A 13375-nucleotide genomic window follows, 5' to 3' on the forward strand; every position below is an offset into this window, starting at 1 on the left:
TTTATTGACTTATAAGAGGGGCGTTTGCCAGGAAGTAATGAAAGTGTTAAACTAATGAAAAAGATTTGTTTGAAAGATAAAAGAATACGGAGGAAGTAATGAAAATACAGAGTTTAGTGAAGTCTCTAGCCTGCCTTTTTGTTGTGCTAATTATTTCAAGTCTGTTTTTTTATTATAAAGAGGAACCTGTTTTTCCAAGGCAAACTAAGATTGGTGCTACTTATATGACAATGAATAATGATTTTTATAAGTATCTCAATGCTGAAGTGGAAAAAAATGTTAATGAGCAACACGATTTACTTTATACGCGGGATCCGGCTCTTAGTATTAAAAAACAGGTTGAACAAATTCGGTTTTTTATTAAGGAGAGAGTTGATGTTATCATTATTAATCCAGTTGATGGTAATAGCAAACTCTTGATTAATAGTCTTAAAAGAGCTAGAAAGCAAGGTATTAAAGTTATTGCAGTAGATAGTCAGTTTAAAGATAATTCTGCTATTAACACGACCATTGTCTCAGATAATTATAAGGCGGGTGTACTGTGTGCTCAAGAAATGATACGAAAACAAAAAGGTGCTAAAATTCTTCTTTTAGAGCATCGTAATGCTTTATCTGCTACAAGTAGGATACAAGGCTTTCTTGATACCATTAAAACGCATAAGGACTATCAGGTTGTTGCACGAATTGATAGTTTAGGACAGACAGAAATTGCCATGCCTAAAGTAAAAAAACTTATTGAAAATGGTTTAACATTTGATACTGTCATGGCGCTCAATGATAGAGCAGCCATAGGTGCTTTAGCAGCAGTAAAAGGTGAAAAATTACCAACTAATCCTTATATTTATGGTATTGATGGTTCACCAGATATGAAAAATCTGCTTTCAGCCACTTCAGAAGTGCAAGCAACGGTAGCTCAATCACCTTATACTATGGGACAGGAAGTTACAAAGGCAAGTCTTAAATTATCTAAGAATCAGACTTATCCTAAGAGAATTGTTGTGCCCGTTGAATTAATAACAAAGAAAACAATCGGGAAGTATGATTTAACAGGGTGGCAGTGATGAATAGTTATAAGTATTTAAAATACAGTCAATATGCTAAGCAGGCTTTAATTTTTATTAATTTTTTGGCAGTTACTTATTATGTTTTTGTTTATCTTTTTGCTAGCAAATATATTGTGGCTAAAAATTTAAGTCATGTTCTTTTGGATAAACTAGATATTGTCCCTATAGCCCCTGAAAATATCTTTTTTACAACACTCTTCTTTTTTGCCATCTTTCTCATTGTCATGTTTTATAGAGAAAGTATTCTTAATAAAAAGGAAGAGATTAATGATTGGTTGATTGTTGCAGAAATTGTCTTAATGATTCTTACCTTTATTTCCTTGCAATTTTCTTACAATGGGCTGTTCCTCCTCGTTTTTGCAGATATTTTTTATAGTTATGCTAATTTTTATAATGTTAAGGAGCAAAAATATTGGCTTCTTTTCATCATTCTAGGCTTTAGTATGCTTTTGATCTCAAATTTCGATCTTTTATCTCTGGTGATGAGACTACCTTCTTTAGATGTTTACATTAGCTTTTTTCCTAGTGGCAGTCGTCTGATTGTTATGTTTATTAAAAACTTTCTTTACTCGCTCAATATCATTGTTTTTCTAATTTCTTTAGTGGCTTATATCATGTATTCAGTAGCTGAAAATCATAAGATAGAAGAAGAGCTGAGGATGGCTGCACGTGCTAATATTGAACTAAATGATTATGTTTCTTTGGCTGAGAAAATCGCTGAGGATAAAGAGCGTAAGAGGATTGCCAGAGAAATTCATGATACCTTGGGGCATGCCTTAACGGGTATTTCAGCAGGAATTGACGCAGTTACTGTGTTAGTTGATTTTGATCCTAATCATGCTAAAAGCCAACTAAAAAATGTGTCAGATGTTGTTAGAGAAGGTATTCAAGATGTTAGAAGGTCTTTAGAAAAAATGAGGCCAGGGGCCCTTGAAAAGGGAAGCCTTAAAGAGGCTTTATTAAAAATGATTGCAGATTATGAAAAATTATCCAAGCTACAGGTCAGTCTGCATTATGATTGGGATAACATTGATTTAGACATTACTAAGGAAGATATTATTTTCCGTGTTATTCAAGAGACTATTACCAATTCCCTTCGACATGGACATGCCCGTCATGTCAGTATCGATATGCTCAATGAGGATTTCTATATTATTAAGATTAAGGACGATGGTATTGGCTGTGAGGATTTTAAATTGGGGTATGGTTTAACACAAATGCAAGAACGGTTAGCTATTATTGGAGGCTATGCGGACTTTGAAAGTGATGATGGTTTTCAAACAATGGTAAGAATACCTAAGAAAAAAGGAGAAGAATAGTGATTAAAGTCTTGATTGCTGATGACCAAGAACTCATCAGAGAATCTTTAAAAATTGTTTTGTCATCCTATAAAGACATTGAAGTTGTTGATGCAGTCGATGACGGTTTTGCGGTTTTAGAGAGTATGAAAAAAGTTCAACCGGACCTTGTTTTGATGGATATCCGCATGCCTAAAATGGATGGCGTTTTATGTACCAAGGCCGTTAAGGAAAATTACCCTAATGTTAAAGTTATTATTTTAACAACCTTTGATGATGATGATTTTATTTTTAAAGCTCTTCAATATGGTGCTTCTGGTTACATTTTAAAGGGGATCTCTATGGAAGATTTATACCAGGCTATTGTAACAGTCAATAAAGGAAATGCCATGATTAATCCAGATGTTGCAACTAAGGTTGTTAAGCTGTTTTCACAAATGGCGCAGTCTAATTCTGCTATTCAAGTACAAGGAAATAGTGTCGAAAATATTTCAAAGGCTGAATGGAAAATTATTCAGCAAATTGGTTTTGGCTTATCAAATAAAGAAATTGCAGCTAAGCTCTTTTTGTCAGAAGGTACTATCCGTAATTACCTGTCGACCATTTTATCTAAATTGAATTTGCGTGATCGAACGCAATTAGCGATTTGGGCAGTCCAAACGGGTGTTACTACTAGACATTTTGGAGATGAAAATGATTAAAAAACGGCTTTACCAGTATAAATTTCACCTATTGGTCTTGTTGGTACTTTTAGGAGCCCTGTTAACCTTATTTCTTGTGCAATCGCGGCAAAAGAAAATCTTGAGATTAGGTGTTTATGCTGGCAGTAGCTGGGATGTACCCAGTGGGAAAGATTATCAATTTTTAGATAGTGTCATTAAACGGTTTGAAAAGGCTCATCCAAATGTTGATGTTCAATATGAGACTGGCATTTTAAAAGAAGATTATTCTTCTTGGCTGTCTAAAAAAATTGTTGAGGGAAAGCAACCAGATGTTTTTATGGTTCCTGAAAATGATTTTAATCTTTTAGCTTCAACAAAAACTTTAGCTAATTTAGATAGTTATATTAAAAAAGATTTGAAACCTTCGCTCTTTTATCATTCAGCCTATAATTCAGGTCAATTTGAAAGGAAACAATTTGCCCTTCCCTTTGAAAGCAATCCTGTTATGATGTGCATCAATAATGATCTCTTAAAAAAAGAGGGAATAGAGTTACCAAACTCTTCATGGACCTTAAACGATTTTTATAGTATTTGTAAAAAAGTTACTAAGGATACAGATGGTGATGGTGTTATTGATCAATATGGCAGTCTAGGTTATGGTTGGGAAGAAGCTTTAGCTGCCTACAATGTTAAATTATTTAATGAAACTGGTACAGAGGCTTACTTTAACACCAAAAGAGTTCGTTCGGCTTTAGCATTAGTCACAAAATTAAAGAGCTTAAATGGTAATTATAATGTTACTCTTAAAGATTTTGATGAGGGTAAGGTTGCTTTTTACCCTATGACTCTAGCTCAATATCGTACTTATAAACCCTATCCTTATCATGTTGCAAAATACTCTTCCTTTTCGTGGTCTTGTGTTGAAATGCCTTCACAAAAACCAAATACGGCGAAGATACAAATTAATACATCTTTATATGCTATGTCGTCCAAAACTTCACAGTCTAAATTAGCTTGGGAGTTTCTTAAACTTTTATGTGCCAATAAGAAATCACAACAGCAATTATTTGAAGAATCACAAGGAGCATCTGTTTTAAAATCAGTAATGAACAGTCAAGCAAGTAAGAACCTTTTGCAAAATGATAGCTTTGGTTCAAAAGCTTTGACTGTTAATACCTTGGACAATATGATGCGAAAAGCGAAAACGACTCCTAAATTTAAATCTTATAATACTATTTATGAAAAAGCAGGCTATCTTATTACCAAATCGTTGGAAGGAAATACTGTAGAAAATGATTTATCTGATATTCAAAAAGAAATTGAAGAAGAATTAAAGTAGGTGAAACAAATAAAAAAACTGGGAATTTAGATAAAAAAATCTAAAAGATACAAAGGCTGTTCTACTTGCTGTCAATAACATCAAAAAGTCTGGAAAAAATTCCCAGACTTTTTGAGCAGTTTCTTTATATTTTGGGTGTTTACAGTATTTTCTTTGATCAGTTTAAAAAATTTAAATCCCTGACAAATGTCATCTGTTGAATGACATTTGTCAGGGATATGAAAATGACAAATGACACTGCAAAAGCGTTTTCAAAAAATGTAAAATAAAAATGAAATAAAAAAGAAAGTAGGGTGTATTCATGAAATACCTATTGCTTGTAAGCCATGGCGGTTTTGCGCAGGGCTTGAAGACTTCTTTAGCTATGTTTGCTGAGGATAAAGTAAGTCAAGTTATAGCTGTCGGATTGGAAAATGGTAAATCAGTAGATGATTTTGCGGAAACTTTTAGACAAGCTCTTTCTAATCTAAAGGATGAGGATTCAGTTGTTGTTTTAGCTGATATTGTCGGGGGAAGCCCTTTGACAACAGCTTGCAATGTTTTGGCGGATTTGGGTAAGTTAGATGACGCCATTGTCTTAGGGGGGATGAACTTACCAATGGCAGTCAATGCTGTTGTTATGAAAGATATGCTTGAAGGTCAGGATTTTGTAACCACTGTTTTGGGTGAAGCTAAAAGTGCCTTACAAGAATTTAGGATAACTTCTGATGAAGAAGATGATGATGATATTTAATAAAAAAGGAGAAGAAAATGACTGTATCATTTGTAAGAATTGATGATCGTATGATTCATGGACAAACTGTAACACGTTGGGCGAAAGAATACCCATGCGATGGTTTAATCGCTGTTAATGATGCTGCAGCAAAAAATAAAGTTTTAATTCAGGCTTACAAAGGTGCTTCAGATAAAAAGACTTTTGTTTGGTCTAAAGAAGCCTTTGCTGCTAAATCACAAAAGGTATCGGATTCAGATAGTCGTTACTTTTTAATTACTAAAAATCCGATTGATATGAAAGAAATTTTGGTTGACCAAGGTTTTGTTCCGGGTGAAGTTAAGGAAATTATTGTTGGTCCTGCCAACGACCGCCCCGGAGCTGTTAAGCTTGGTAATAATCAATCTATAACTCAAGAAGAAGCGGATGCTATTGAAGCAATTGAAAAGGCTGGCTATAAAGTTAAATTCCAACTTCTTCCTGATGTTTCAATTGGTTATTGGTCAGATTTCAAAGGTAAATTTGGTTATTAAGTGTTGAAGTACTCTATCATTAAGTAGGATGGCAAACGGAGTGAGCTTGAGCGAAGGCTTTTCGCAATGATATTCCAAACAGGGTCACTCATGTCCGTACTGCTTTAAAAAAATATCAAAAAGTAAAAAAGAACATGAGCTATGACACTGTGCAAAAAGATAAAGACTGCCTAGATGCTGTCGCACCTTCGTCAGCTTTCCTATTTTGCGGTGTGTCGCTTTACACCTTTGTATCTTAATAAATTGAACACGAGCTACGAGCTGTGTCAAAAAGGTAGTTTCTTCTAGAGTCCTGTGACTCTTCGTCAAAACTCCTATTTTGCCTTTGCTCGTGAACGCTCTTTGTATCTTAAATAAAGGAGAATTATTATGACAATTTCTTGGTTTCAAGCAGCCTTGCTAGGATTGTTTGCCTGTTTGTCTTCAATGCCTGGTCTTGGCGGTACAACAATTGGTAACTATACTTTGGGACGCCCTTTAGTCGGCGGCTTGGTTTGTGGACTTATCCTAGGAGACATTAAGACAGGTATTGTTTGCGGTGTTGCTATGCAACTTGTTTACATCGCTCTTGTAACACCCGGTGGTACTGTTTCTGCTGATGTGCGTGCAGTATCTTATATCGGTATTCCATTAGCAATGGTTGCGATTCATTCTCAAGGTTTATCAGCAACTTCATCAGATGCAGCCAACCTTGCTAAATCAATGGGAACCCTTGTAGGTACTATTGGTACAGTGCTTTTCTATGGTACTGCAACAATGAATCTTGTTTGGCAACACATTGGATGGCAAGCTGTTGAAAAAAGAGAATTCAAGAGACTCTATGTTGTAGACTGGGGACTTCCATGGATCTCGCATATCATCTTTTCATTCATTCCTACATTGATTATGTGTAAATTAGGTGCAGATGCCGTTACTGCCCTTAAGAATGCCCTTCCAATGGATGGTATTCCAATGAAGACTCTCTTTACGGTGGGTTCACTTCTTCCATGTGTAGGGATTGCTATTTTATTAAAACAAATTGTTGAAAAAGCAGTTGACTTTATTCCATTCTTTGTTGGTTTCACTTTGGCAGCTTCACTTGGTTTAAACTTAGTATCATGTGCAGTCATTTCTTTAATTTTTGCAGTACTGTTCTATGAACTTGAAACAATAAAGAATATGAGAGCAACGGCTTCGGCTGAAGCTTCAGATTTCGATGACGATGATGAGGAGGATATTTAAAATGGCTCAAAAGAAAATTTCAAAGAAAACTTTAACGAAATCTTTCCATCATTGGTATTATGGTAATTTGACATGTTTTTCACAAGAACATATGCAAACATTTGGTTATTTGACTTCCATGTTACCAATTGTAGAAGAACTTTATGATAATAAAGATGATCAAGCACGTTCTATGCAAACTTATACAGCTTTCTTTAATACAGAACCACAGTTAGGTTCACTGGTAGTTGGTATTACAGCAGGTCTTGAAGAAGCGCGTTCTAATGGTGCTGATGGTGTAGATGATGAAACAATTAATGGCTTGCGTGCAGGTCTTATGGGACCAATTGCAGGTATTGGTGATTCACTTGTAGTTGGTACTTTAATTCCAATTATTTTGGGAATTGCTCTTGGACTTTCTACTGATGGCTCACCAATTGGTGCCATCTTCTATATCATTGTTTGGAACTTATTGGCCTACTTTGGTATGAGATTTGCCTATTTCAAAGGTTATGAACTTGGTGATAAAGCAGTTGAAGTCTTAGTTGGAACACAAGGACAAGCCATTCGTAAAGCCGTTGCTATTGTCGGTGGTATGGTTGTTGGGGCTGTTGCAGCTACTTGGGTGCCTATCAAAACTGCTCTGGAACTTAAAAATTCTTCTGGGAAGGCTTTCTTGGTTTTACAAAAACAACTTGATGGTGTTTATCCAGGACTTTTAACCGCTCTATTTACCGTCTTTTGTTGGTGGTTAATGGCTAAGAAAAATATGTCTCCAATTAAAGTTATGCTTCTTTTAGTTGTTATTGCTTTTGTTGGTGTTATTACAGGATTCTTTGATCCAGGCTTGAAATACTAAGATTAGAAATGGTTGGAGAGATTATGCTAACAGAAAAAGAATTCATCAAAGGATATGAAAATGAAATCGCTTATCAAAAACATATGATTGAAAACCTAGGACGTTGGTTTACTTTAATGTTTATCATTGCTAGTATCGGTGTCGTTTTGATTTACTTATTCTCAGCTAATCTCGTTGGGTTTACTATTGGAATTGTTTTGACGGCCTTAGGATTCTTAGCTATGTTAGTCTTTGGTTATGGTATTTACAAGGGTCGCCTCAATGTTCAAAAAGTCGTTGATGATTTTGAAGAAAAACTGCGACTTGCCAATTCTAAATAATCTGAAAAAACTTTACCGAAAGGTAAGGTTTTTTTCTTGACTATTTTTGACCAAGTGATACAATAATATATGTAATTAGCACTCAGTATATTGGAGTGCTAAAAATCTATGGAGGTATATTATGTTAAAACCCTTAGGAGACCGAGTGGTCGTACAGTTGAAAGAAGAAAAGGAACAAACAGTTGGTGGTTTTGTCCTTGCTGGTGCTAGTCAAGAAAAGACTAAAAAAGCTCAAGTAGTAGCTGTTGGTGAAGGTGTTCGTACTTTAACTGGGGAATTGGTTGCGTCCAGTTTAGCACAAGGCGATACTATTTTAATTGAAAATCATGTAGGAACGCCTGTTAAAGATGATGGTAAAGATTGCCTTATCATTCGTGAAGCAGATGTTTTAGCAGTTGTAAACGATTAATAAATAGCAGTTTAACTTTATAGTCATTTGAGATTATTTATACACTTTTAGTATTGTAGCGGCAGTACGAATGAAAGTGTTTCATATTATTTAGAAATAAGAGGATTAATTATGGCAAAAGATATTAAATTTTCAGCAGATGCAAGAAGCAGTATGGTGCGTGGTGTTGATATTTTAGCAGATACAGTTAAGGTAACCTTAGGCCCTAAAGGACGCAATGTTGTTCTTGAAAAGTCGTTTGGTTCACCGCTCATTACTAATGATGGTGTGACCATCGCTAAGGAAATTGAATTAGAAGATCACTTTGAAAATATGGGAGCTAAACTAGTTTCAGAAGTTGCTTCTAAAACTAATGATATTGCCGGTGATGGGACAACGACAGCGACTGTGTTAACTCAGGCTATTGTTCGTGAAGGTTTGAAAAATGTGACTGCTGGAGCTAACCCAATCGGTATTCGTCGAGGAATCGAAACAGCAGTTGCAACAGCAGTTGATGAGTTGAAAGCTATTGCACAGCCTGTTTCTGGCAAAGAAGCTATTGCACAGGTTGCAGCCGTTTCATCACGTTCTGAAAAAGTTGGGGAATACGTTTCTGAAGCTATGGAAAAAGTTGGTAACGATGGTGTTATCACTATTGAAGAATCTCGTGGTATGGAAACAGAGCTTGATGTTGTTGAAGGAATGCAATTTGATCGCGGCTACCTTTCTCAATATATGGTAACTGACAATGAAAAAATGGTGGCAGATCTTGAAAATCCTTATTTGTTAATTACAGATAAGAAAATTTCAAATATTCAAGATGTTCTTCCGCTTCTAGAAGAAGTTCTTAAGACAAACCGTCCTCTTTTAATTATTGCGGATGATGTAGATGGTGAAGCTCTCCCAACGCTTGTTTTGAATAAGATTCGTGGTACTTTCAATGTTGTCGCAGTCAAGGCTCCTGGTTTTGGTGATCGTCGCAAGGCTATGCTTGAAGATATTGCTGTTTTAACAGGGGGTACTGTTATTACTGAAGATCTTGGTCTAGAATTGAAAGATACGACTATTGATGCGTTGGGTCAAGCAGCTCGTGTGACTGTTGATAAAGATTCAACTGTTATTGTTGAAGGTTCTGGCGGTAAGGAAGCTGTTGCTAATCGTGTCAATCTCATTAAGTCTCAAATTGAAACAGCAACTTCAGACTTTGATCGTGAAAAATTACAAGAACGTCTGGCTAAATTATCTGGAGGTGTTGCCGTCATCAAAGTTGGCGCAGCAACAGAAACAGAATTGAAAGAAATGAAACTTCGCATTGAAGATGCGCTTAATGCTACTCGAGCAGCTGTAGAAGAAGGAATTGTTGCAGGTGGTGGAACGGCACTTATCAATGTTATTGAAAAAGTAGCAGCACTTGATTTAACAGATGATGCTGCAACAGGTCGCAATCTTGTTCTGCGTGCTCTTGAAGAGCCTGTCCGTCAAATTGCTAAAAATGCTGGTTATGAAGGATCTGTCATTATTGATAAATTGAAGAACAGTTCAGCAGGTACAGGTTTCAATGCTGCTAACGGGGAATGGGTTGACATGATTGATGCTGGTATTATTGATCCTGTCAAGGTAACTCGTTCAGCCCTTCAAAATGCAGCATCTGTAGCTAGTCTCATTTTAACAACAGAAGCCGTTGTGGCGGATCATCCAGCTCCAGAAGCACCAGCAGCAGCTCCCGCTATGGATCCAAGCATGATGGGTGGTATGATGTAATTTAGCTTCTTATCGTGGCAAGTCCGTGAAACGGCTTAATGCTGGTCATTAATATTTTTAAGAGAATCTGGTTAAAGGCTAGGTTCTCTTTGTGTTGTCTAAAATAGTGATAGCATATAGTTAAAAGTGAGTTCTTGCTGTTTGTTATTGCTATAGTTTTTATGGATATTTTATCTTGTAGTTAACCTTGTTACAGTAAAAGGTGCTGTTTCAAATTTTTAAGCGTGTTAATTGTTTAAAAACAGTTGATTTTGATAGTTTTGTTATTATTTTGTTATCATTTAAAAAAAGAAAAAAAGTATAATGCAAAAATACATTAATTTTGACCTATCAACAAAAGAAGTGATATACAGAAGGAGTTAAATTTAGAACCTGTATCACAAAAAAACTATTTTTATTATATGAGATAAGCGCCGTCTTAGTAAAAGAATAGCTTACGCCGTGGTAAAAAGTTATTGAGGTCAGAGACAATATTGAGGGGACTTTCGATATCCTAAGGCTCGAAAATATAGGCATAGGAACTCTTTGAGAAAGTTACTTGCGTACCAAATACTGAGAGCTGACTGACAAAAAAGAAGTCAATCAGATAAGAATAGATTTTCTAAAGTCTATTATAAAATTTTAATTGATTCAAGGAGTTCAAGATGGATAGATTAAAAGAAAAGTGGCAGAAATACTTTAAAGAAGCACAAGAAACAGTGGCTACTCTTGTGGGGAAATTAAAGCAGCAGCTGCAAGATCTTCTTAAGAGAAAACCTATACGTACGACTTTAATTATTATAGGGAGCTTCTTTGTTCTTTTTGGATTATGGGGAAGTATTCATTATTCAAAAGCAGCTACCCTTGATCGTTATTTAAAGGCTAGAAGTGCTTCTGGTCATACTTTTGAAAATATTAAAGAGTATATGGTTTGGGATGATACGAATGAATTGATAACCAACGATGAGGCTCAATATACAAAGTTTTCACGTCTGAAGACAAGTTTAAAAAAACGCAGTCTCCGACAGAAACTATTATCAGCAAAAGCTTCGGATAAACTCTATCTCAAAAGTATTGGCCATAAATTTTTCTTTTTTCCTGATTATCGTCTTGCCATGAAACCATTGAAATTAACATTAAAGACGAATATTCCAGGCTTAGATGTTCTTTTAAATGGTAAAGAAATTGCTACTAGTGATTCAGATAATTATCATGTTACGGTTGCGCACCTACCTATAGATAATTATACCTTTACTCTTGATGGTATCCATAATGGTAAAGAGGTGGAATTTAGTAAAAATTATGATGGTAAACATCAGACGGTTAATATGAACTTAGCCTTCAAAAACTTTACAGTTAAGAGCAATTTATCTGATGGAAATCTTTATTTTGGTAAAAAGAAAATTTCTTCCCTCTCAAATGGACAATATAATGTTGATAATTATCCTATTATGGGAAGCAAATCGGTTTATGTTAAGAAAAATTTTTCAGATGGGACAATCAAGTCTAACAAGCAATCTCTAAAGGATATTGCAGACGGCAGCACAGTTCAGCTTGATGTTCCTAATCAGTTGAATCAGGATACAGCTCAGCAACTATTAAATACTGCTTTTGAAAAATTTTCTGTTCATGCTAGTAATCAACAAGACCCAACAGATTTAAACACGGTTTTTGAAAAGGGTTCTAATAATGATGTTTACAAGGCTTTAAAAGAGAGTATCAAGCAAAAAATGATGGTAGATAGTCGTAAGCCATCTAGCTTTACCATTACTTCGGTCAGTCTCAATGACTTACATCAAACAGGTATGAAAACTTATACTTTATCTTATGCTCTCACTTATGATTATTACTACGATGAAGCGACTGATCAAGAAAAGAAAACGTCAGGTCATTTATTACAAAATATTACGGGACAGATTCAAGTTAAAAAAACAGAGACTGGCTATACCATTCGTAAATCTATTAGTGGTCCGACAGTTGTCAGTGAAGACAATCAGGTGAAAAGTCCGATGCCATTACCAGAAGAATTAATAGGAACTTGGGAAACGAAGCAGGATGATAAGACCATTACCATGACCTTCTCAGAAGATGGTACAGTAATCAAAAAAACGGATTACAAGGATGATAAAAAGGAAGATACGACTAAGACAGCAAAAGTTGAAAAAACAGAAAAGACTTCAGATGGTACTTATCGCTATTACTATCAATCAGGAGATCGTGCTGCTTTTACCGTTTTAGATGATATCGGTGCTAATGATCAATACACTTATGGTGTTAAGATTAATGGCTCCAGTATAACGACTGTCTATTGGGAATCAGGCGATACTAGTGGCAGTCCTAAAACAGGCATTAGCTTAACTAAGAAATAAGTCAGAAAAAAAGGATTTCCTATTTAGGAAGTCCCTTTTCAAATGTTGCAGATGGAGCTTCAACCTTAATTTTTTCAAGTGTAAGAGGATGAGTAAAGGTTAACTGGTGAGCATGCAGCATGAGTCTACCAGCTGTTTGCTGACTGTATAGGGGATCGCCAACAATGGCATGATCATGATAGGCTAGATGGACACGGATTTGGTGGGTTCGTCCTGTTTGAAGTTGGCATTTGATCAGGCTGGTATTATTGGGAAAATGCTTTAAGAGTGAAACCTGAGTGATAGCTGTCTGGCCATGCTTATGATCCACAACTCGTTTACGTCGATCATGACGATCGCGTCCAATTGGCTCTCTATAAATAATTGCACGTTCAGAAAATTGACCTTGTGCTAAAGCCCAGTATTCGCGTTTGATAGACTTATTTTCTAAAAGACGATTAAGGATCGGCAGGATAAATGGATTCTTAGCAAACATGACAGTACCGCTGGTTTTCATATCAAGTCGATGAACAACATAGCAGGTCTGTCCGACATAAGCAGAAACATGATTGAGAAGTGCGATTTCATTGGGGTCATTAGCATGTGTTTTCATGCCTTCTATTTTATTGACAATAATAAGATGTTCATCTTGGTAGAGACAGTCTATTAAAGTCTTGTTTCCCATAGGAATTTTCTTGATAGGATAGTCTGTGTTATCAAAGTTCAGCTGGATAATATCTCCCCGCCTGACAAGACTTTGCCAATTGACGGCTTGACTATTAACTGTGACATTCTTTTTTATTCTTAGAAAGTGCCTAATCTTTCTTGGGATTAAAAAATGCTCTTCTAATAGTTCCTTGACAGTCCCTATAGGATATGGGTTTATAATTTTTACAGTAAAAGTCATGATTT

Annotated in this window: 13 protein-coding genes and 1 pseudogene; 13 read left to right on the plus strand and 1 reads right to left on the minus strand. The window is 35.6% G+C overall.

Annotation, left to right across the window (positions count from 1 at the left end):
- Positions 1–98: 98 nt before the first annotated feature.
- The 13 genes and pseudogenes from FNL60_RS01325 (at position 99) to FNL60_RS01390 (ending at position 12484) form a co-directional block, all read left to right on the plus strand.
- Positions 99–1061, plus strand: a complete 963-nt coding sequence (locus FNL60_RS01325; protein WP_002263455.1) for a sugar ABC transporter substrate-binding protein — start codon at positions 99–101, stop codon at positions 1059–1061.
- Positions 1061–2383: a sensor histidine kinase gene (locus tag FNL60_RS01330; protein WP_002263456.1), complete on the plus strand. Its 1323-nt coding sequence runs from the start codon at positions 1061–1063 to the stop codon at positions 2381–2383. The genes FNL60_RS01325 and FNL60_RS01330 overlap by 1 nt, the downstream gene beginning before the upstream one ends.
- The gene (locus FNL60_RS01335; RefSeq protein WP_002263457.1) at positions 2383–3063 is read left to right on the plus strand and encodes a response regulator transcription factor; all 681 of its coding nucleotides are present in this window, start codon (positions 2383–2385) and stop codon (positions 3061–3063) included. Before FNL60_RS01330 ends, FNL60_RS01335 begins: the two co-directional genes overlap by 1 nt.
- Complete coding sequence (locus tag FNL60_RS01340; RefSeq protein WP_002263458.1) at positions 3056–4363, plus strand: extracellular solute-binding protein; 1308 nt, start codon at positions 3056–3058, stop codon at positions 4361–4363. The genes FNL60_RS01335 and FNL60_RS01340 overlap by 8 nt, the downstream gene beginning before the upstream one ends.
- A gap of 65 nt (positions 4364–4428) precedes the next feature.
- Positions 4429–4632 (plus strand): annotated as a pseudogene (locus tag FNL60_RS01345) (hypothetical protein).
- Between the two features lie 32 nt (positions 4633–4664).
- Positions 4665–5096: a PTS sugar transporter subunit IIA gene (locus FNL60_RS01350; protein WP_002263998.1), complete on the plus strand. Its 432-nt coding sequence runs from the start codon at positions 4665–4667 to the stop codon at positions 5094–5096.
- Positions 5097–5113: 17 nt separating this feature from the next.
- Positions 5114–5608: a PTS system mannose/fructose/N-acetylgalactosamine-transporter subunit IIB gene (locus tag FNL60_RS01355; protein WP_002268888.1), complete on the plus strand. Its 495-nt coding sequence runs from the start codon at positions 5114–5116 to the stop codon at positions 5606–5608.
- A 369-nt stretch (positions 5609–5977) separates the two neighbouring features.
- Complete coding sequence (locus FNL60_RS01365; protein WP_002280244.1) at positions 5978–6829, plus strand: PTS mannose/fructose/sorbose/N-acetylgalactosamine transporter subunit IIC; 852 nt, start codon at positions 5978–5980, stop codon at positions 6827–6829.
- A gap of 1 nt (position 6830) precedes the next feature.
- Positions 6831–7667, plus strand: coding sequence for a PTS system mannose/fructose/sorbose family transporter subunit IID (locus tag FNL60_RS01370; protein WP_002262151.1), 837 nt, complete (start codon positions 6831–6833; stop codon positions 7665–7667).
- Between the two features lie 23 nt (positions 7668–7690).
- Entirely contained in the window at positions 7691–7987 is a 297-nt protein-coding gene (locus FNL60_RS01375; protein WP_002262150.1) for a hypothetical protein, read from the plus strand.
- A 121-nt stretch (positions 7988–8108) separates the two neighbouring features.
- Entirely contained in the window at positions 8109–8396 is a 288-nt protein-coding gene (groES, locus tag FNL60_RS01380) for a co-chaperone GroES (RefSeq protein WP_002262149.1), read from the plus strand.
- A 111-nt stretch (positions 8397–8507) separates the two neighbouring features.
- Positions 8508–10136: a chaperonin GroEL gene (gene groL / locus FNL60_RS01385; protein WP_002262148.1), complete on the plus strand. Its 1629-nt coding sequence runs from the start codon at positions 8508–8510 to the stop codon at positions 10134–10136.
- A 644-nt stretch (positions 10137–10780) separates the two neighbouring features.
- Positions 10781–12484, plus strand: coding sequence for a zinc ribbon domain-containing protein (locus FNL60_RS01390; protein ID WP_002266910.1), 1704 nt, complete (start codon positions 10781–10783; stop codon positions 12482–12484).
- Between the two features lie 19 nt (positions 12485–12503).
- Here FNL60_RS01390 and FNL60_RS01395 read toward each other — a convergent pair whose 3' ends face one another.
- Complete coding sequence (locus tag FNL60_RS01395) at positions 12504–13370, minus strand: RluA family pseudouridine synthase (RefSeq protein ID WP_002266909.1); 867 nt, start codon at positions 13368–13370, stop codon at positions 12504–12506.
- Positions 13371–13375 lie beyond the last annotated feature (5 nt).

It is taken from the genome of Streptococcus mutans (assembly GCF_006739205.1).
GTDB classification, from domain to species: domain Bacteria; phylum Bacillota; class Bacilli; order Lactobacillales; family Streptococcaceae; genus Streptococcus; species Streptococcus mutans.